Origin of the sequence: Weissella kandleri (assembly GCF_045504165.1) — a bacterium.
GTDB lineage: Bacteria > Bacillota > Bacilli > Lactobacillales > Lactobacillaceae > Weissella > Weissella kandleri_A.
The window spans coordinates 152,776-173,967 of sequence record NZ_JBJJNY010000001.1; the positions used below are offsets into that span (position 1 = coordinate 152,776).

A 21,192-nucleotide genomic window follows, 5' to 3' on the forward strand; every position below is an offset into this window, starting at 1 on the left:
AATGTTATTTTGGACACGTATTAAAGACTACGTAATTTTAATCGGTGGATTTATTGTAGGAGCGTTGCTGGTTGCGATTTCCATGAACTTCTTCTTTATCCCGAATAATATTTTCTCCGCTGGTTTCAATGGAGTTGCCCAATTGCTAAACCTCTTTTTGGAAGCGGTCTTCCACATTAAGGTTCAAGTTGGAACGGTGATTTTGCTCTTTAATATCCCAATTGCGATTGCTGGTTGGTTTTGGGCTGGACGCCGCTTCGTGGTTTTGAGTTTTTTAAATAATTTATTGGCTTCGGAACTTCAAATTATATTGCCTAAGGTGAGCATAGTTAATCATGAACCAATCTTGGCTGCGTTATTTGGTGGCGTGCTTTTAGGAGTTGGAATAGGATTAACGTTTAGGCTGGGCTTTTCAACTGGTGGAATGGACGTGGTTGCGGCGATTGTCCAAAAGCGAACGGGACGTTCAATTGGTTCCATTAGCATGGTGATTAATGGAATGATTGTTATTATCGCAGGCTTTTTCATTGGTTGGCAAAATGCGATGTATACGATTATTGGGATTTATGCAACGTCAACGGCGATGGACAGTATTTATACTAAGTATCGGAAGATGACAGCGTTTATCGTGACGAAGCATCCAGAAGAAGTAATCGAAACATTGCAGATCAATGTTGTTCGTGGAATTACGGTGATGGATTCAAAAGGGGCTTATACCAATGAGCCTTCCAAAACTTTGATGATGGTCTTGTCACGTTATGAACTAAGCGATATGGAATACTACACTAAAGAAGCAGATCCAGATGCGTTCATTAATGTCGTAAATACATTAACAGTCTCACAAAATTTTGTGAATGAAGATTTGCAACGGCAGATTCAGATGGAAAAAGTTGCTGCGCAAAAACAGATATCAGATGCATTGAATAATTAAAGGAGATAATTATGCCATTTGTACACGTAGAATTAGTTGAAGGGCGAACAGAAGCCCAATTAAAGGCGATGATGACTGAAATCACAGACGCCGTGGAAAAAAACGCTGGTGCACCACGTGAAGCTATCAAGGTAATTGTGGATGAGATGCCTAAAAATCGTTATATGGATGGTGGCAATTTGAAGTCAGAAGGTTAATTAATCTCTGATTTTAAGTTACACGGATTGGAATAAAAATGATACTAATTAACGCACGCTGTTAATTAGTATTTTTTTGAAATTAGGTAGAAAACGCTGGCGATAGCTAAGCTTGAAGGATGGGAGTATAGAAAGTATGACCGCTAAATATGTGATGGGAATTGATCAAGGGACCACAAGTACACGGGTCATTTTATATGATCATTTGGGGGCGACCGTGGGCTTAGTCCGGAAAAGTTTGAATGCAAAATTTCGACAGCCCGGGTGGGTCGAACAGGATGCAGCGTTAATTTGGGAAAATACGGCCACGTTAATGTTAGAAATTTTGGAACAGTATCAAATTGACAGTGCTGATATCGCCTCAATTGGGATTACAAATCAACGTGAAACAACGGTTTTATGGGACGCGGAGACAGGACAACCCTTAGCACCGGCGATTGTCTGGCAATCAAAGCAATCCACGCAAATAGCGGAACGCATTAAAGATAGTGATGTCGTCGATACTATTTACGCTAAAACGGGCCTCTGGGTGGATTCTTATTTTTCAGCGACGAAAATTATGTGGTTGATGGAAGAACATCCGGAGTGGGAACCGTTGTTTGAGCAAGAACGGGTTCGCTTTGGGACGATAGATACGTGGATTTTATGGAATTTAACTGAGGGGCGTGAACATGCGACTGACATGACCAATGCGTCTCGAACCATGTTATTTAACATCCATACTTTGAAGTGGGATCAACAATTATTGCAACTGGCGAAGATTCCGATGAGTTGTTTACCAGTGGTTAAAAACTCGGCGGATGATTTTGGAATAACAACGCTACTAGGATCACCAATTCCAATTAATGCCTTGATTGGGGATCAGCAAGCGGCTTTGTTTGGGCATCAGGCTTTCCAAGCAGGGGCCATTAAGAGTACTTATGGGACAGGTGCTTTCATTGTGATGAATACCGGGCATGAGCCCCAGACTTCTAAGTATGGTTTGTTGACGACGATTGCGTATAGTATTAATAATGAAGTTAATTATGCCTTGGAGGGCTCAATTTTCGTGGCTGGTGCAGCATTACAGTGGCTAGAAGAAGGAATGGGCATCTTAGAAGATGTAACGCTTTCCTCGCCAATGGCGCAAAATTCTAGTCTAGCTCAGCCATATCAGGACATTTATTTAGTCCCTGCGTTTACTGGTTTGGGGGCACCATATTGGGACCAAAAAATCCGAGGAGCAGCTTTTGGATTAACACGGATGACAGATTATATGGATTTGGTGCGGGCCACACTAGAATCATTGGCTTATCAGACGAAAGATGTCTTGGAAGCAATGTATGATGATACTGGCATTGAACGCACTCAATTAGTGATTGACGGGGGTGTGGCTGCCAATGACTATTTGCATCAATTCTTAGCTGACTTACTACAAATTGAAATTACGCGTCCGGTTAAACTAGAAATGACCGCACGTGGTGCCGCTTATTTAGCTGGTTTGCAGAGTGGCTTTTGGCGGAATCAAGCTGATTTACCAAAAGATGTTCCAACGGTTACCGCCGCTGGACGAGCGTACCAAAGTGAACGGATGGTTAAACAGTATCAAAATTGGCAACGCGCCGTTGAATCCGCACGTGTGTTCGCATATAGTAAAGACTAAAATAGCAAAAAAGTAAAGATTATGTTACGAAATCATGTCAAAAATTCAAAATTGAATGATATAAACTAATTAATTCACGATATTTGGTTAATTTATTGCCGCTTAATATTGGTTTGAACGTTTGTTCGCTAATACATCAAAAAAGATACGTTACTATATAGGTAATGGAAATATTGTAATAAATGATTTTTTGGAAAGTAGGGCGTGCAATGGTTAATAAAAAAATTGCGGCAGGATTAGTTGGTGCGGCTGGGGTAGCAGCTGCAACTCAAGTACCGGCAGTTCAAGCTGGAGTAGAACAATTAACGCAAAAGGGACAAGATACGGAGTCTTTGGCAAAAGCAACTTCATCAAGTCAAATTAAAGAAGAAAATGTAAAAAATAAAGGTATCAAAACGAATCATAAAGTGGCTGCGAAGGTCGCTGCTGATACCGTTGATCAAGTTGTAACATCAGCTTTGAATGTGATTTCATCAGCAGGAACCATTGTGGCAACGCCAGCAAGTCAAGAAGCTGCCTCAGATACGAACGTGGCTGATACAAGTGATGTGACGTCTTCAACAAGCAATGCTTCTGTTACGAAGCTGGATAATGCTAATGTTTTGACACCAGCTGAATCAGCAGCTGTTGAATCTAGTCAAGCAGCCCAACCAGTTAAATTGTCTGCAGATGTCAATAAGTACAAGGTGATAGATGGTGATACATTGAGTAACATCGCTAATCGTTTTGGGGTTTCTTATAGTAGTTTGTTAGCTGCTAATCCAGGCTTAACGGGTTCAAGTTTGCGGGTTGGACAATACATCACAATTCCAACGACTAGTGATAGTCAACAAACTCCAGCGCAAGAAGATTCGGTTTCTAAGGCTGACAGTTCAGCTGCACCAACTAATTCTGGGGCGGCTACTAATCAGGATCAAAATACTTCAGCAACTGCACCAGTTGTGGATGAAAGTCAAAATCAAGCGACAAATACAGATCAGACTGATAATCAACCAGCCGTAGATGATGAAACTAGTCATACTAGTGACAACAGTCAATCAAATAACAATGACGTTACGCCTGATAATAATGCTGGGCAAAACAACACTGTTGATCAAAATGATGCGCCTGATAATGACGCAAATCAAACTGATGATAACAATACGGCTAATAATGATAATCAAGCCAATGACAATAATAATGTCACAGCTGGCAATGATGATAATGCCAACGCAGGGAACGATGTAAATACCACTCCTGGTAATGATACAAATAATAATCAAAATAATACCGGGGATACAAACCAAAATAATAATTCAGGCTCAGAAGTTGATGGAATTTCAGCCGCACAACAAGCAACGTTAGACGCCTTAAATGTTTTGCGGACTTCACGTGGATTACGTCCAGTGGTTTGGGACGCACGTTTGGCAATGACAGCACAAGGGCGTGCCAACTTAGTGGCTTCGACAGGACAAATTCCTGATGATCACTGGAGCTGGGGAGCTGGTCCTGAAGTGATTGCGATTGATTGGCCGGCTGGATCATCAGTCATTAATGCTTGGAATATTGATGATGCTTCAGTTGGAATGATTACTAATAATTTAGGACACCGTCGTTGGCTATTAAGTCCAGATACAACCAAAGTTGGATTTGGAATTAATGGAAACGTGATTGACGGAATTTCAAATGGAACAGATTTTACAGTAATCTAAGTTCAAAAATAAAGGTTGAGATGAAAATGCTCAGCCTTTTTTAGTGAATAGGTGTAAAATGGTGAGTTCATCAGGCTCGTTAAATAAATACTTAAAGCTAAGATATTAATTGAAATAATTTGACATTTGCTTTATGATATAAGTAACAAACTGTCTAAAAAGATTGAAAAGAGGTTTTTGAAATGTCAGGACACAGTAAGTGGCATAACATTCAAGGACGTAAGAACGCCCAAGATGCTAAGCGAGGAAAGATTTTCCAAAAGTTATCACGTGATTTGTATACCGCAGCTAAAGCGGGCGGAGTTGACCCTGATGGAAATCCTGGGTTGCGTTTGGTTATGGAAAAGGCTAAGGCAGCGAACATGCCCAAGGATAATGTTCAACGAGCATTAGACAAGGCTTCTGGTGCTGGTGGTGCTAATTACCAAGAATTGACGTATGAAGGTTATGGACCAGCTGGAATCGCCGTATTGGTTGAAGCCTTAACTGATAATACGAACCGAACAGCTTCAAATATCCGGACGGCCTTTAAGCATAGTGGTGGTGAATTGGGAACTTCAGGTTCAGTGTCATTTCAATTTGAGCGTAAGGGTTATATAGAAATCTCTCGAGACGAAGACGCTCCAGAAGTTGATGAAGATCAATTGTTTGAAGACATGTTAGAAGCTGGGGCTGATGATATGAAGACTTATGATGATCAATTTGAAATTTATACTGATCCTAAGGCCTTCCCAGAAGTGCGTGATGCTTTGGAAGCTAAGGGATATAAGTTGGTTAATGATGAAGTCACAATGATTGCAGATAACCCAATGGAAGTTCCTGCAGATAAGGCTGAGTCGTTAGCTAAATTGGTCGACGAATTAGAAAACGACGACGACGTTTCAGCAGTTTATACGACTGCCGAATAATAAATAAATGGTGTTGATAAGAGGGTGTACATAGCCTGAAATCAATACCATTTTTTATTTAATAATCTAATTTAGAAGCGTGATATATGAATTGAGAACGTTTTCAAAATAATTTGAATTTTTTGGACAGTTTGTGAAACATACCGGATGATTATGATAGAATAAGAATAGGTTTCCAAGGAACAAGCTCATGAATTGAGCGGTCCTTAAGCTTGTATAAAGGTATTTCAATTACAATGATAACGTGAAGATTTAGCAATTTGTGTTCAGTTGTTTGACGCTTTATTGTGAAAAATTGGGATTGCTTGATTGGGCTAGACTGTTTATTTGATGAATTTAAGTTTCTGAGACCTAAATTTGCTAAACATTAGTGTTTATTTGGTGATAATCGTTTACGGTTCAATTGACTTGTAATGGTAAAAAATAATATATCATATTGATTTTAAGTTTTGATGATTAATTGGCAAATAACGCAAATGATGTTTAACGACAAGACTGACATTACGTATCAATAGGAGGGCAGTAATAATGCAAGAATTTGATTATGACGTAGTTTATATCGGAAGCGGACATGGAACCTTTGACGGAGCAATCCCGCTTGCAGCTAAGGGAAAGCGTGTAGCGATTGTTGAAGCGGAAAAAGTAGGGGGAACTTGCCCTAATTGGGGATGTAATGCCAAAATTTTACTAGATGCACCCGTAGCCATACAGCAGACCATACGTGCTTCTAATGGAATTATTGATGGTAGTGGTAAAATTGACTGGGCAAAGAACCGGGCGCACAAGCAAGCAGCGATTGATGGGATTCCTGCTAGTTTACAAGCAGGAATGGAAAACGCTGGCATTCAAATGTATTTTGGACATGGTCGGCTAGTTGACTCTCATACGGTAAGTGTAGGTAATAAACGAATTACAGCCGAAAATATTGTGATTTCGACTGGTTTGCGACCCCATCAATTAGAGGTGCCCGGTCAAGAATTGACCCATGATTCTAAAGAATTTATGGACTTAGATGATATGCCTAAGCGTTTAGTTGTTGTAGGTGGTGGTTATATTGGAGTTGAATTTGCAACGATGGCCAATGCAGCGGGCTCAGAAGTGACATTAGTTTTGCGTAGTGGTAAAGCTTTAGCAAAGTTTAATCAAACTTACGTTGAACAGATGCTGAGTGATTTGGAAGCACGTGGTGTTAATATTGTGCGGAACCAAGAAGTCGAAAAAATTATTGAAAATGGAGCCCAAATTGATATAGTCTTGTCAGAGGACACCCTTACGGCTGATTGGGTCTTGAATGCAACTGGACGTGTTGCCAATGTTGAGGATCTGGGACTTGAAGATTTGCAGATTAAGGCCAGTACGCAAGGAATCGAGGTCAACGAGTATTTGCAAACGGCAGTCCCAAGTATCTATGCATCAGGGGATGTGATTGATAAGCAACAACCTAAGTTAACACCGACTGCCCAATTTGAATCGAAATACTTAATGCATCGTTTTGCCGGGGAATCGAATGCGGCCATTGATTATCCGGTTATCGCAACGAACGTATTTACTACGCCAAGAATTGCGCAAGCTGGAGTCACAATTACCGAGGCTAAAGAAACTCCCGAGCAATACACGATTCAAGAGAAAGATCTATCTGGTGATTGGTATCGTGCAGTCGATTATGAAAAAAATCCAAAGTTAACTTTGATTTTCAATCAAAAGCAACAATTGGTTGGTGCAACTGAAATTTCAGAACGTGCTGAAGATACCATTAATGCTTTGTTACCAGCGATTGAATTTGGATATACTCCTGATCAATTGGAACGGTTGGTTTATATTTTCCCAGCCATTGCTTTTGATGCTATCGGTAATTTATAAAATTTAAATTTTAAGCATCATCTGGATTAATTGCCAGGTGATGCTTTTTTGTTTAATTGAATCAATGGTTCAAGCTATTTTTGGCAGTTCATCAATAAAAAAGTAAATTAAACTGTTGTTTTCAGTAATTTTGGGTTCTTTTATAGTGTTAGGGGGAGAACTATGATTATTGAAAAACGTTTTAATGAGTTGGTCGCACAGGTATTAAAAGTACAAGGAAGTGATTTATATATCTTACCGCATGCGGGTGAATACCGAATTGCGCTGATTGTTCAGCAAAGGTTGCAAGAAATTACACGAATATCAATAGAGGAAGGGCGGAAATTAATTCGTTATATTAAATATCAAAGTGGGATGAATTTAAGTGAAACCAGGCGTCCACAGTTAAGCCGGATGGTTTATCAATTGGGAGGTCAGGAATACCATTGCCGAATTTCAGGCGTTGGTAACTTTTTAAATCAGGAATCATTAGTAATTCGCTTCTTATATCAACTTATGGACTTAAATTTACAATGGGAATCTGAAAAGCCACTGCAACGTTTAATGCAAACTTTACGCCACACATCGGGACTGATTCTTTTGAGCGGTAAGATGGGGGCTGGGAAAACGACAACTTTACATTATCTACTTCAAGATGTGAAACGAACAAGATTAATCCTAAGCGTTGAGGACCCAGTCGAATTAGCAGATACTGAACTACTACAATTACAGGTGAATGAAATTGCCGAAATGACTTATCCAGAGTTATTAAAAATAGCTTTAAGATTGCACCCAGAAATCTTGTTAATTGGTGAAATTAGAGATGCACAAACGGCTCAAATTGCTATTGAGGCGGCAATGAGTGGCCATTTAGTGTTAAGTACGGTTCATGCACGCTCATGTTTAGGTGTTTGGTATAGAATGCGGACATTTGGAATTACTGAAAGTGACTTAGCATATGCTTTAAATATGGTAGGTTATCAAGAGATGGTGCAAAAAGTTGACGGAGGTGTGTGTGGGCGTTTAGAAGTTTTAGATGAATGTGAATTACAAGAGAAATTAAAGGAGAATCAACGTGCGTAACGGGAAGTGGAACGCAAAGGATCAGGTTTATTTTTTTGAGAATTTAAGTGATCTTTTAGAGACAGGCTATTCATTACAAAATGCTTTAAATACATTAAGGATGTTGAGACCAAATTTGGAAAAAGATTTGGAGCACATCATGTTTAATTTAGAAAGTGGCTCCGATTTTATTGATGCAATTAAGTCATATGTTAACCAACGAATCCAATTTCAGATTTCATTTATAGCCATTCATGGTAATTTCTTAGCGATTATAAGGGAAATTGGTCGGTTAGAACGGCAAACTTATCAACATACACAAAAATTTAAAGCGTTATTGCTTTATCCGGTTATATTAATTTTATTAACTGGAAGTTTAGGCGGTGGACTAGCCTTATTTTTTTACACACACAAATTACAAGCAACGCCTAACCTTAATTTAATTAATGTGGCAATATACGGTGGAGGGAGCTTGGTTGTTTTGTTACTGATATGTTTTTCACTTTGGTTTAGATTTAAAAGAATGCCGATTTTAAAACGCTGGCGTTGGGCTATGCAGATTCCGTTTATATCATCATTATTGCGTAACATTATTGGTTATTATATGGCATTTAATGTGGGGTTGTTATTAAGAAGCGGCGTTAATTTAGCCACGATTGTTAAACGCAGCAGTCAATGTAGTCAAAAGACATTTGTAGGTGCTTTGGGTGGTGAGATGCAAATTTATTTGGAGCGTGGTTCTGATTTAATAGTATATCTAAAAGAAAATAATTTATTGCCAGATGAGGCGCAGGCAGTTTTATCAACAGGGAAAACGCCTTTAATGATGGGAAAAGATTTAGAGTTTTTAGCTGAATTGAAACGACGCCGGGTTATCAATCAAATTGAACGTTATTTGAATTTAATTCAGCCAGTTTGTTTTATTTTGATTGGTTTAACGGTGATTGGGTTGTATGTGAGTTTTATGTTGCCGCTGTATTCTGAGATGGGAGCAATCAAAACATGGTAAAAAAAATGAAGCGTCGAGAAGGTTTTACATTGATAGAAGTTGTGACAACTTTATTTATTATTGGATTGTTAACGTTATTGATTTTGCCGAATTTATACCGCATTCGAGACATTGCTGATCAACGGCAGGCCAAAGCGATGGAACAAACGATTCGCTCTCAAGTAGAACTATTTAGGCTAGAATATCCAAACAATCCGCCTAATTTGGATAAGTTAATTAGTGGGCGTTATTTAAATGAGCAGCAAGTTGATCGTATGCACCATCTAGGAATTAATATTAGCAAGGATGGTGAAGTGTCACGTTCTAGTAGTCGCTAATGCATTTTAGAAAAGGGAGCTCTATGGTGGAAATGGTGGTAGCTTTATTTATTTTAGGTCTAACTTTTGTGCTATTATGGCACCCACCTAAAAAAGATGAGCCAAATGAAGACTGGAATCGGTTTGAAACCGAGTTGCGTTTGTTAGTTACAAAAGGGCGCAATGTTGAATTAACATACGATAGCAAGATTTATGGCGAACAAGGCACTCGGTATGGATATATTTGTATAGAAGAGCATAATCAAAAAGTAGCATTGCCCCAGGGATGGCAACCTAGTGAAGAGGATGTTATTCATATTCGCAATGGTGGATGGATTCAACCAGCACGTATTCACCTAAAAAATATGCACAATGGTAAAACTAAGGGTCTTGTATTTTCGATGGGATGGGGTGATTTTCGAATTTATGGAACGTAAGGGGATGATTATGATTGATGCGTTACTAGCAATGGTGATTGTGAGTGGTATTACTATCGGTACGGCTTTGAGTATACAAACAATTTGCCAACAACGAGTGAGCCATCAAAAAGAACAAGTAAAATTATTAGAACAGGTACAGCAAGTTAAATATGATTGGATAGAGCTGAGTGAAACAACGTAGAGGAATGATTTTAACGGAAACGTTAATAAGTTTAGGATTAGTGGCTATGATTACTATCTCTTTGTTGGGTGTTATTAAAACGGTTCAAAGGTTAAAAGTAGCTGGTGAACAATATGATTTTAAATTGCAAGTTAGGCAGTTTATGGTAGATTTAACTCATCCGCGGTTTACGTTTAGTTTATTGGGGTACATTGAACATCGGTATGTCGGTCGCGAATTAGCTTTGTACTCAAATACACGTAAGCAACCATATTACGTGGGCTACTTTCGAAATAACATGGTTTTAAAAAGTTCGCGGTATGGTCGAGGTGGGCACATGCCTATGATTGAACAAATATATATTTCTAATATTAAAGAAGATCCAAGATTTCCAGAAACTTTTTGGTTAGAATTTAAACCGACGGAGCATATTTTTCATTCGCGGATTCCAGCACATAAAGATACTTGTTATGTGGCTTATGAAAAGCTAACAATCCCACTAAAAAAGCGCGAAGATGAGTAAAAATAATGAAAAAAAGAAAAGGGAATATTGCTATTACACATTTAGTTTTATGCCTGACGCTCTTAACAGTCGTCATGAGTGTAATTCAGTTAGAGATGCGTAAAGATAGCGCGGTTGTGGCACAAAATCGTAAATTAGTCCGGAATATTAAGTACTATGAGCGTCAAATATCGGAGTATCAACAAGGACGTGGGGAGCACTAGCAAACGGTGAAATAAAGCAAAACTTGCACTTCATTCTTAAAATAGATAAACTGGTCATTAAAGTGATTCTGACAGGAGTAATGAAGATAAATTATGTATGAAAAAATTGAGACGACGGTGCAAGCGTGGCAAACTTTGCGAGATGAAATCAGCCAACAATTAGATATTTCAGCAATGGAGGCGTTAATTATCATCTTTTCAGTGTTAATCGATGGGCAAGTGGACCGTGACGACGTTGATTCAGAGCAAGTTTCACGGTGGGAAGCAACGATTAAAAAATTTAATCTAACACAATTTAATCCGGCGCAAAAACGCCAGGTTTTTCAATTAGTTGTGGTTGGAGCTATGATGGCTGATAAGTTACAAGCAAATTATCAAATCACCCCGGATGCGATTGGAATGTGGATTGGGTTTGTGGTTAAAGAGCTGGGGAGCAATTATCAATTACCGCTCCATATTACAGATTTAGGATTTGGCACGGGTAATTTAGCTGCAACTGTGACACAAGTATTAGAAGAAGATCAACAAGTTGAATTACGTGGGATTGAAAATGATGACACGATGTTAACAATTGCAAGTGGTTTGATGAATCTGTTAGATGAACAATGGCAATTAGATTTTGCAGATGCAATTACTTTAGAAAAGAAAGCATCAACACAGATTGTAATTGGTGATTTGCCAGTAGGATATTATCCTAATCGAGATATTGAAGGCTATCAAGTTTATCAAGGAAATGAAGAAAAACTGCCATACGTACATCACTTGTTAATTGAAAAAGCTTTGAAAATGCTGGATGAGGATGGAGTTGCAATTTTGCTAGTACCGGCCCAATTATTTGAATCTGAGCAAGCACCAGCTTTACTAAATTGGCTCCAAACTAATGACGTTTATTTACAAGCAATCCTACAATTCTCCACCGAGCTATTTGCTAATACTGCAGCAATGAAACATGTTTTGATTTTGCAAAAGCCAGGCCAACATGCCACACAAGCAGAACCTGTTTTGTTGGCTCAGATTCCACAATTAACTGATAAAGAAGCTAACGAAAAATTTATTGCTGAATTTGACCGGTGGTTTAAAAATAATCCGAGCTTAAAAATTCAAGCATAGGCTGTATTTTAACGATTGTTAGGATGTAAGTAGAACTTAGATTTAAGTTGTAAATCTTTGGCTTTCCATGGTAAAATGTTGATTAATAAGGGTCTTGTGAAATTAACAAGAACACAAAAGGAGATATTTAGGATGGCTAAAACAATTGCGATTAATGCAGGCTCTTCTTCGTTGAAATTTCAATTAATTGAAATGCCTGAAGAAAAGGTGATTGCAAAGGGGCAAATTGAACGGATTGGACTATCGGATTCTATTTTTTCATTGAAGTTTAATGGAGAAAAGTTTGAAAACATTTTAGATATCAAAGACCATGAGCAAGGAATTGCTTACATGTTAGAGCAATTTACCGAACATGGCGTTATCGAAGATATTCAAGAAATTACTGGAGTAGGTCACCGAGTAGTAGCAGGTGGAGAATGGTATAACCATTCCGTTGTTGTTGATGATGAAGTTATGGCTAAGTTAGAAAAGTTAATTGACTACGCGCCATTGCATCAGCCAGCAAATATCGCGGGAATTAAAACTTTCCAAAAGCTATTACCTAATGCTATTTCAGTAGCGGTCTTTGATACTGCTTTCCACCAAACGATGCCACAAGTAAATTACTTATACGGATTGCCATATGAGTACTATACTAAGTACGGAGCACGTAAGTATGGGGCTCACGGAACATCACATCGTTATATTTCAGCACGGGCGGCTGAGATGTTAGGTAAGCCTTTGGAAGACTTAAAGATGATTACGCTTCATTTAGGAGCCGGTGCATCAATCACTGCAATCAAAGATGGAAAATCATATGATACTTCAATGGGCTTCACACCTTTGGCTGGGGTGATGATGGCTACACGGACTGGTGATGTTGATCCTTCATTGGTTAGCTATATTCAAGAACGTGAAGGTTTGACGAATGAGCAAATGTTGGACGTCTTAAATAAGAAGTCTGGTTTGTTGGGGGTCTCTACAATTTCCTCAGACATGCGTGACTTGCAGGCCGTAGAAGATACTAATCCACATGCAAAGTTGGCTATTGATATGTGGGAAGATCGGGTCTTGCGCTACATCGGACAATACATCGTTGAAATGGGCGGTGTTGATGTTTTGGTCTTTGCGGGTGGAATTGGTGAAAATTCACCAGAGCAGCGTAAGAACATTATTGATCGTTTGCACTTTACGGGAATTCGAATTGATGATGATTTAAATGCTGATTTGCACGGGAAAGAGGCCAACTTGAGTGCGGGTGATTCAACTGCGCAAGTTTTGGTGGTGCCGACTGATGAGGAGATTATGATTGCGCGTGATGTAGAGGCTTTAAAATAAACTTTGTTAATAGCATCTAAACGTGGATTATCGTTGTAAGTTGGTGATAAATATTGAATTGGTTTACGCTAAGTAAGCCAGCATATCATTTATAGGATTCAGTAGTTAAAGGCTTTGGTGCTGTGACTACTGAATTTTTAGCTTAACAACTAGTTATGTTAATGCGCTCAGCATATTAATTTAAAACATGCTAGAAAGGAGTAATGCGGATGTTAATTGCCAATGTAATAGTAGATGTACCAACCTTACAAACTAATCGTCCTTGGAGATATGGTATATCAGAGCAATTGCAAGATGTGGTTGTTCCTGGGATGCGGGTCCAGGTCCCATTTGGCAATGGAAGTCGGTTGCTTCAAGGCTTTGTGGTTAGTGTGGAAGTCGATAATGTTCAAGGTGCTTCCGATACAAAATTGAAATTAATTCAAGAAGTGATGGATTTAGAACCGGTTTTAAATACTGAATTAATTCAACTTGGACAGGCAATGGCCAAACAAAATTTTTCCTTTCAAATTAGCATGTTTCAAACGATGTTACCTAATTTTTTCCGCGCGCGTTATGAGAAAAGTTTGGTATTGATGGAGCCAAGTAAGGTGACGGATGAGCGAGTCTGCCAACTTTTTGCTGATCGGGATGAGGTGGTGTTTAACCGCGAAGAAATTCCTGATGAATTATTATCAGTCTTAAAACGTTATCAGCAACAAAAGATTATTAAAATTCACTATCATGTCAAGAACCAAGCGAAAAGTAAGTTGGTGCGGCAATTTAAAGCGCAGCAAACGGCTGAGGATTATTTGCGACGACGAGCTGAATTAAAACCTAATGCAACGAAACAAGCGCGCATGCTAACTTATTTGAGCGAACACAATAATGATGACTGGCGGTTAGTTAGCACGCTAGAAAAAGAATTTCATTTTAGCAGTCAAGATGTGAAACAAGCTGAGGAAAAAGGCTGGTTACAGACAGAGTATGTCGAGGCTTATCGTCAACCAGAAACGATGAATTTAAGTGGGTACGCTCAACCATTAACTTTGAATTCTGAACAACTTGAAGCTTATCAATTAATTGAACAAGCATTAATTGAACAAAAAAAACGCACCTTTTTGTTGGAAGGTGTAACAGGCTCTGGTAAAACTGAGGTTTATTTGCATAGTATTGCGCAAGCGTTGAAATTAGGTAAAAGCGCGATTATGCTGGTCCCAGAAATTACGCTAACGCCGCAAATGGTACAGCGTGTTAAAGGCCGATTTGGGTCACAAGTAGCCGTTTTACATTCCGGGCTTTCTGATGGTGAACGTTATGATGAATGGCGTCGTATTAATCAAGGAACCGCTCGGGTCGTGGTTGGTGCTCGTTCAGCTATTTTTGCGCCTGTGGAGAATTTGGGCTTAATTATTATTGATGAAGAGCACGAGAATTCGTATAAGCAAGATGATAATCCACGGTATCAAGCCCGAGACGTGGCTGAATGGCGGGCTGATTTTCATCAAGCAACAGTAGTTTTAGGTTCAGCGACTCCATCGTTGGAAAGTCGTGCGCGTGCTCAAAAAGGGGTTTACACGTTACTACGCTTACAACAGCGAGTTAAAAATAATGCTTTACCATATGCTGAAGTTATCGATATGACTGAATCGTTAAAAGTAAATGGTGATGATTTATATTCAAAAAAATTAATTGAGGCTATCAAAGTACGTTTAGCTCGACATGAACAAACGGTTTTAATGTTGAATCGGCGAGGCTATGCTAATTTTATGATGTGTCGCGATTGCGGTTATGTTCCCATGTGTCCTAACTGTGATTTAGCGATGACGGTGCATGCCGACACGCGTCGCTTAGAGTGTCACGTCTGTGGAGCGACACAAAGTTTGCCATATGTGTGCCCACAATGCCATTCGAAGCGCATTCGCCCATTTGGAACAGGAACACAAAAAGCAGAGATGCAACTACAAAAATTAATACCACAAGCCAAAATTTTACGTATGGATAATGATACAACTCGGCGGAAAGGTTCAGTTGAAAAACTTTTGACGAGTTTTGGTAATCAAGAGGCAGACATTCTAATTGGAACGCAGATGATTGCGAAAGGGCTTGATTTTCCGAATGTGACGTTGGTTGGCGTTTTAAATGCTGATACAAGCTTACGGTTGCCAGATTTTAGGGCTAGTGAACGGACCTTTCAGCTCATTACCCAAGTCGCTGGTCGGGCGGGACGTGCGGATAAAGCAGGCGAGGTCTTAATTCAAACCTTTAATCCTCAGCACTATGCCATTCAGTTGGCTAAAAATCAAGATTATGAGCGATTTTACCAGCAAGAAATGCGGTTGCGCCATCAATGGCGATATGCTCCATACTATTATTCGATTCAAATTAAATTTATTCATGCGGATGAGGTGCAGGCAGTTCAGGCAGCGATGCAAACGGCAGAATGGTTAAAAAATCATGTCGCGGGTAATACGATGATTTTTGGTCCAGCACCTAGTGGGGTGAAAAGACTGAAAAATAAATATCATTATCAAGTGTTGATTCGATATCAACATGATGTGCAGCTAGAGCAAGCCATGGCGCAGTTAATGGATGATGCGCAAAAATGGCAAGCAAAAGGGGTTCAAATTAGTATTGATCGTGACCCTTTGAATATTGGATAGGAGTAAAAGATGACGACAAAGATTATATTTATGGGAACACCCGCATTTGCAGTGAACATTTTAGAAGCATTGTTGCAAGAACCGGATTATGAATTAGTAGCCGTTCTAACGCAACCCGATCGCCCAGTTGGACGAAAGCATACGTTGACGCCCAGCCCGGTTAAAACTTTAGCGCAAAAACATCAATTACCAATCTTTCAACCGGCAAAATTATCTGGTTCAGCTGAAATGGATCAATTAATTGCATTGGAGCCCGATATTATGATTACTGCAGCTTATGGGCAATTTTTACCGACTAAATTACTGCAAGCCGCTAAAATTGGTGCGATTAATGTCCATGCCTCGTTGCTTCCAAAATATCGTGGAGGAGCCCCAATTCATTACGCTGTGATGAATGGTGATACCGAAACGGGAGTCTCAATTATGTACATGGTTAAAGAAATGGATGCAGGTGATATTTTGTCACAAGCCCGTTTGCCAATTACTGATTCTGATACAACAGGGACCATGTTTGAAAAACTTTCATTATTGGGACGTGATTTATTACTTCAAACTTTACCTGATTTAATTGCTGGTACGAATCAAGCTTGGCCTCAAGCCCAGACGGAAGTAACTTTTGCCCCAACGATTAAGCCAGAAGAAGAGGTGATTGATTTTAATCAACCAGCTCGGAGCATTTTTAATAAAATTCGAGGGTTAAATCCATTCCCAATTGCGCACACGACAATTAATGGTGTGCGAACTAAGTTAATTAGTGCTCACTTGGTAGATGAGACGAACCACGCTGAAGCTGGGACGGTGGTTTTGAAAAATAAACATGAACTTTGGATTGCTGGAAATGATGGTCATGCGATTGCAATTGACCAGATTCAACCAGCAGGTAAGGCAGTGATGGATATTACGGCGTATCTCAATGGTCACGCTGATTTTAATGAAGGTGATCAGGTAATTACAAATGAGTAAGGGAAAACAAAAAATTGCAGATTGGGAGCGGCAAAATTCTCGGGCTTTAGCCGTTCGGACATTGGAACAAGTTAAAAATGGGGCCTATTCTAATCTACAATTAAATCAAATTATTAAAGATTCACAGTTAGATCAGCGGGATGTTAACCTGCTCACAACCTTGGTTTATGGTGTCATTCAACATCGTTTGACATTAGAATATTGGTTACAGCCTTTTACTAATGGAAAGGCCGATTCGTTTGTCCAGGAGCTTTTGCTTGTTTCAATTTTTCAAATGCAATATCTTGATAAGGTTCCTAATCATGCTATTTTTGATGAAGCAATCCAAATTGCAAAGCGTCGAGGACATGATGGTATTCGCAAATATGTGACGGGTGTTTTGCATGCAATTGATCGTCAAGGTTTCCCAACCATGGATGCTATCAAGGATCCAGTAGAACGGCTTTCAATTGAAGCTTCTATTCCAGTTTGGATTATTCAACAACTAAAGCAAGAGGTCGGCTTTAAGAAAACTCAGTCAATTGCGATGAGCTTAAATCAGGCGCCTAGGCAAACAGTGCGAGTTAACCGGGCCGTTACAGATGCTAAGACGGCTATCGCCAGTTTAGAAGAAGAAGGTTTTGTTGTTAGTCCTTCACTAGTCAGTGCAGATGCGTTGGTAGTCGAGTATGGACATGTCGCGAGTTCTAAAGCAGCGTTAGACGGTTTAGTGACCGTTCAAGATGAGGCGGCTACTTTGATGGTGCCTAATCTACAATTGCAACCAAATGCGTATGTCTTGGATGCTGCGGCTGCGCCAGGTGGCAAGACGACCCAAATTGCGACCTATCTAGATTCAAAACAAGGTGGTCGGGTAGAGGCATTGGATATTCATCCCCATAAGGTGCGCCTAATTCAAGAAAATGCTCAACGGTTGCATGTTGATGCACAAATTGTGGCACAGCAATTAGATGCCCGCAATGTCGCTGAACGCTTTACCGACGCTAGTTTTGATGCAATTTTGGTCGATGCGCCTTGTTCTGGCTTCGGTTTAATGCGCCGTAAACCAGAGATTAGGTATGAAAAGCAGTATCAGGATAGTCAAAATTTACATAAGATTCAATTAGCAATTTTAGAAGCAGTCGCACCAAAGTTAAAGCCGCAAGGTCGGCTAGTATATGGGACATGTACCATTTTTGAAATTGAAAATGATGCTGTGGTGCAAGCTTTCTTAAGTAAGCATCCGGATTTTGAATTAGTGAAAACAAAAGGTGCTTTAGCATCAGAAACGCAAATATCTGGGCAAACAGAGCTTACGCAACAAATTTATCCAGACGATTATGGTTCAGATGGATTTTTTATTGCTACCTTAAGAAAAAAACAGTAAGATTATTTTAGATAGAATTAGAGAGAGGTTAGCGTATGAGACTGGCTTTTGCAACCGACGCAGGCACGACACGAGCGGAAAATCAAGATTATGTTGATGTTTTTGTCAATCAAAAAGGATTACAATTGGCCATTGTTGCTGATGGTGTGGGCGGACAAAATGCTGGTGACGTAGCGGCAACCATGGCGGTTTCACATATTGGTAATGATTGGACTAAAACCAATGTCGATCAAGTTTCAACGGTTAGAGCATGGTTGGTTGAACAAACCATTCAAGAAAATCAAGAAATTTTGAAGACAGCAAATCGGTATAAAACACTACAAGGGATGGCGACAACCTTAGTGATTGCAGTGATTTTACCCGATGCCTTAGTGATTGCTAATTTGGGCGATTCACGGGCATACTTATTGCGGCGTGATAGTATATTACAATTAACACAGGATCATAATTTGGCGAGTGAATTACTACGCAAAGGAGCGATTACATCTGAAGAAGCAGCTGACCATCCTGGTCGGCATATGATTACTCGACAATTAGGCGCGACTGAAGCAGCTAATCCAGATATTCAAGATATGCGGATTAAAGAAGGCGATTTATTGTTGTTAACTACTGATGGTTTAGGTAAAGCGCTAACAGATCATGAAATTATTCAGATTATTCAACAATCAGATAGTATTTCTAAAGCCGTGGCAAGTTTAATTACAACTGCCAATCAACAAGGAACGCCAGATAACGTCACAGCCTTGTTGGGAATTCAAGAAGGAGTTGGTAGCCAAAATGCAAGCAAATGAGTTAATTGCCGAAAGATATAAGATTATTGAACCTTTAGGTGAGGGGGGGATGGCCAATGTCTATCGCGCTCACGATATGATTTTGGATCGTGATGTCTCTGTCAAATTATTGCGATTGGATTTACGCGACGATAGCACGATTCGGCAACGATTTGAAAATGAAATTGCGGCTTCGACAGAATTAGTGCATCCAAATATTATTCAGGTTTATGACTTTGGAGAAACAAATCAGTTGCAATTTTTAGTAACTGAGTACGTCAAAGGTGAGGATTTAAAACGTTATATTGCGAAACATCATCCCTTGACGATTACTCGTACGTTACAAATTATGGATGATATTTTAGCTGGAGTAGCAATGGCGCATAGTCATAATATTGTTCATCGTGATTTAAAACCTCAAAATATTTTAATTGATGAAGCGGGAAGAGCGAAGATTACTGATTTTGGGATTGCTTTGGCTCAATCGAGTTTAGGTTTGACCAAAACAGATGTTGCAATTGGTTCAATTCATTACATGTCACCTGAGCAAGTTAAGGGTGGTATGGCAACGACGCGGAGTGATATTTATGCATTAGGGATTATTCTTTACGAAATGCTAGTGGGGAAAGTGCCATTTGATGCACCAGAAGCGGTGAGTGTTGCTTTAATGCATTCTACGCAGCCGATGCCTTTTGTGCGTGATATTGACCCGCGGATTCCACAAGCGTTAGAGAATGTGATTTTAAAAGCAACTCAAAAAATTGCAATGGATCGTTATAATTCAGTTGATGGAATGCGTGAAGATTTATCAACTGTAATGGCAGAAGATCGGATTAATGAACCTCGTTTGGAGATGGCAGCTAAAAATGATATTTCCAATAGTACCGCAACAAAAATTATCCCAGCTTCTGTCTTAGGAGCCGCTGCGGCAGCCGCTAATAAAAAAGATGACAAAGTAGATGGGAAAACTGATCCGACCCCGATTTCTAGAAAACAAAAAGAACAAGAAAAAAAGCCACAAAAGAAGCCAAAGAAAAAAATGTCTAAGAAGCGACGGCGTATGGGACTCTTGGTCGGCTTATTAGCTTTAATTTTAGGAATCTTTTTAATTGTTGGATTAGTTTCGTCTGATAAAGTCACTATGACTGACTTCCGAGGGTATACTGAAAAATCGGCTAAAAATTCTTTGAAGGAAGATGGCTTAAAAGTCGGTGAGGTTTACCATGTTTCCGATAAGCAAATCAGTAATGGGAAAGTGATTAAAACGGATCCTCGTAGAGGAACCCAGGTTGATAAAGGCTCTTCAGTTAATTTGTATGTTTCAACAGGAGCTAAAAAAGTCCGGTTTGGTGATTATACTAGTGAGAAATATAGTAAAGTTGAGCGTCAGCTGGAAGCAAAAGGCTTTACAGTTAAAGAAGTCCAGCAAAATAGTACAGACGTTCCCGAAGGCTATATTATAGCGCAAGATGTTGATGCAGAAACGTTGGTTAATCCTGGTGAAACCACGGTAACCTTTACTGTTTCAAAAGGACAACAGACCATTACAGTTCCCAGTTTCCAAAATATGAGCCAAAATCAAGTTCAAGCTTGGGCTGATAAGAACGGAGTGACCGTTTCGTTTAATAAAGTTAGCTCAGATACGGTGGCGGCTGATATGGTGATTAGTCAGTCCGTAAAAGCTGGAACGAAGGTAACGGCGGCAACCGTTATTACGGTTACTATTTCAAGTGGTTCTGACGATGTAACCGTGCCTGATTTTAGCGGGAAGACCTTGAGCGACGTTCAAAGTTGGGCTAAGAAAAATGGAATCAATGTTCAACCGAAAACGGACGTAACGTCTTCAGCCGAAAAAGGTAAGATTACGAGCCAAAGTGTTTCGGCTGGTGACAAGATGCAAAAGGGTAATACTATTACAGTAACTGTTTCAGCTGGCACGGGAAATAGTCATAGTAGTGATAATAATAATACGGATAATCAATCCTAAAAACAGCTTGTAAAAAGCCAATTTGCCAAGATACTTATACAGTAGCAATCAAAATTCATGTTCTGCTAAAAAATCTAGTAGGACATGAATTTTTTAGTGTTCAAAGATAACGCTATTTAACTGCTAGCCTACAGTT

At 39.5% G+C, this 21,192-nt stretch carries 20 protein-coding genes; all 20 read left to right on the forward strand.

The annotated features are described in order from the left end of the window. Position 1: 1 nt before the first annotated feature. On the forward strand, positions 2-931 hold the full coding sequence (locus ACJQWY_RS00750) for a YitT family protein (protein WP_407075843.1): 930 nt from the start codon (positions 2-4) through the stop codon (positions 929-931). A gap of 11 nt (positions 932-942) precedes the next feature. Then, a complete protein-coding gene (locus ACJQWY_RS00755; protein ID WP_407075844.1) occupies positions 943-1,128 on the forward strand; it encodes a 2-hydroxymuconate tautomerase in 186 nt (61 codons plus the stop codon). A 136-nt stretch (positions 1,129-1,264) separates the two neighbouring features. Then, complete coding sequence (gene glpK, locus ACJQWY_RS00760) at positions 1,265-2,770, forward strand: glycerol kinase GlpK (RefSeq protein WP_407075845.1); 1,506 nt, start codon at positions 1,265-1,267, stop codon at positions 2,768-2,770. Positions 2,771-2,979: 209 nt separating this feature from the next. Beyond that, entirely contained in the window at positions 2,980-4,461 is a 1,482-nt protein-coding gene (locus ACJQWY_RS00765) for a LysM peptidoglycan-binding domain-containing protein (protein WP_407075846.1), read from the forward strand. A gap of 182 nt (positions 4,462-4,643) precedes the next feature. Next, a complete protein-coding gene (locus ACJQWY_RS00770; protein WP_407075847.1) occupies positions 4,644-5,369 on the forward strand; it encodes a YebC/PmpR family DNA-binding transcriptional regulator in 726 nt (241 codons plus the stop codon). Positions 5,370-5,897: 528 nt separating this feature from the next. Then, positions 5,898-7,229 (forward strand): dihydrolipoyl dehydrogenase family protein, encoded by a 1,332-nt coding sequence (locus tag ACJQWY_RS00775; protein ID WP_407075848.1) that lies wholly within the window; start codon positions 5,898-5,900, stop codon positions 7,227-7,229. A 162-nt stretch (positions 7,230-7,391) separates the two neighbouring features. Beyond that, positions 7,392-8,291 (forward strand): competence type IV pilus ATPase ComGA, encoded by a 900-nt coding sequence (gene comGA, locus ACJQWY_RS00780; RefSeq protein ID WP_407075849.1) that lies wholly within the window; start codon positions 7,392-7,394, stop codon positions 8,289-8,291. Beyond that, positions 8,284-9,279, forward strand: a complete 996-nt coding sequence (locus tag ACJQWY_RS00785) for a type II secretion system F family protein (RefSeq protein WP_407075850.1) — start codon at positions 8,284-8,286, stop codon at positions 9,277-9,279. Before comGA ends, ACJQWY_RS00785 begins: the two co-directional genes overlap by 8 nt. Then, a complete protein-coding gene (locus tag ACJQWY_RS00790; protein WP_407075851.1) occupies positions 9,273-9,596 on the forward strand; it encodes a prepilin-type N-terminal cleavage/methylation domain-containing protein in 324 nt (107 codons plus the stop codon). Before ACJQWY_RS00785 ends, ACJQWY_RS00790 begins: the two co-directional genes overlap by 7 nt. 23 nt (positions 9,597-9,619) lie before the next feature. After that, positions 9,620-10,012 (forward strand): hypothetical protein, encoded by a 393-nt coding sequence (locus ACJQWY_RS00795; protein WP_407075852.1) that lies wholly within the window; start codon positions 9,620-9,622, stop codon positions 10,010-10,012. Next, positions 10,002-10,196 carry a hypothetical protein gene (locus ACJQWY_RS00800; protein ID WP_407075853.1) on the forward strand — a complete coding sequence of 65 codons (195 nt, stop codon included), beginning with the start codon at positions 10,002-10,004 and terminating at the stop codon, positions 10,194-10,196. Before ACJQWY_RS00795 ends, ACJQWY_RS00800 begins: the two co-directional genes overlap by 11 nt. After that, positions 10,183-10,698: a hypothetical protein gene (locus tag ACJQWY_RS00805; protein WP_407075854.1), complete on the forward strand. Its 516-nt coding sequence runs from the start codon at positions 10,183-10,185 to the stop codon at positions 10,696-10,698. Before ACJQWY_RS00800 ends, ACJQWY_RS00805 begins: the two co-directional genes overlap by 14 nt. Positions 10,699-10,703: 5 nt before the next feature. Beyond that, positions 10,704-10,901 carry a hypothetical protein gene (locus tag ACJQWY_RS00810; protein WP_407075855.1) on the forward strand — a complete coding sequence of 66 codons (198 nt, stop codon included), beginning with the start codon at positions 10,704-10,706 and terminating at the stop codon, positions 10,899-10,901. A gap of 93 nt (positions 10,902-10,994) precedes the next feature. After that, the gene (locus tag ACJQWY_RS00815) at positions 10,995-12,011 is read left to right on the forward strand and encodes a class I SAM-dependent methyltransferase (protein ID WP_407075856.1); all 1,017 of its coding nucleotides are present in this window, start codon (positions 10,995-10,997) and stop codon (positions 12,009-12,011) included. Between the two features lie 132 nt (positions 12,012-12,143). Then, complete coding sequence (locus ACJQWY_RS00820; RefSeq protein WP_407075857.1) at positions 12,144-13,328, forward strand: acetate/propionate family kinase; 1,185 nt, start codon at positions 12,144-12,146, stop codon at positions 13,326-13,328. Positions 13,329-13,537: 209 nt separating this feature from the next. Further along, the gene (gene priA / locus ACJQWY_RS00825) at positions 13,538-15,970 is read left to right on the forward strand and encodes a primosomal protein N' (RefSeq protein WP_407075858.1); all 2,433 of its coding nucleotides are present in this window, start codon (positions 13,538-13,540) and stop codon (positions 15,968-15,970) included. 9 nt (positions 15,971-15,979) lie between these two features. After that, complete coding sequence (gene fmt / locus ACJQWY_RS00830; RefSeq protein ID WP_407075859.1) at positions 15,980-16,933, forward strand: methionyl-tRNA formyltransferase; 954 nt, start codon at positions 15,980-15,982, stop codon at positions 16,931-16,933. Then, the gene (rsmB, locus tag ACJQWY_RS00835) at positions 16,926-18,299 is read left to right on the forward strand and encodes a 16S rRNA (cytosine(967)-C(5))-methyltransferase RsmB (protein WP_407075860.1); all 1,374 of its coding nucleotides are present in this window, start codon (positions 16,926-16,928) and stop codon (positions 18,297-18,299) included. Before fmt ends, rsmB begins: the two co-directional genes overlap by 8 nt. 35 nt (positions 18,300-18,334) lie before the next feature. Further along, entirely contained in the window at positions 18,335-19,090 is a 756-nt protein-coding gene (locus tag ACJQWY_RS00840) for a Stp1/IreP family PP2C-type Ser/Thr phosphatase (protein WP_407075861.1), read from the forward strand. Further along, positions 19,077-21,056 carry a Stk1 family PASTA domain-containing Ser/Thr kinase gene (gene pknB / locus ACJQWY_RS00845; RefSeq protein ID WP_407075862.1) on the forward strand — a complete coding sequence of 660 codons (1,980 nt, stop codon included), beginning with the start codon at positions 19,077-19,079 and terminating at the stop codon, positions 21,054-21,056. The genes ACJQWY_RS00840 and pknB overlap by 14 nt, the downstream gene beginning before the upstream one ends. Positions 21,057-21,192 lie beyond the last annotated feature (136 nt).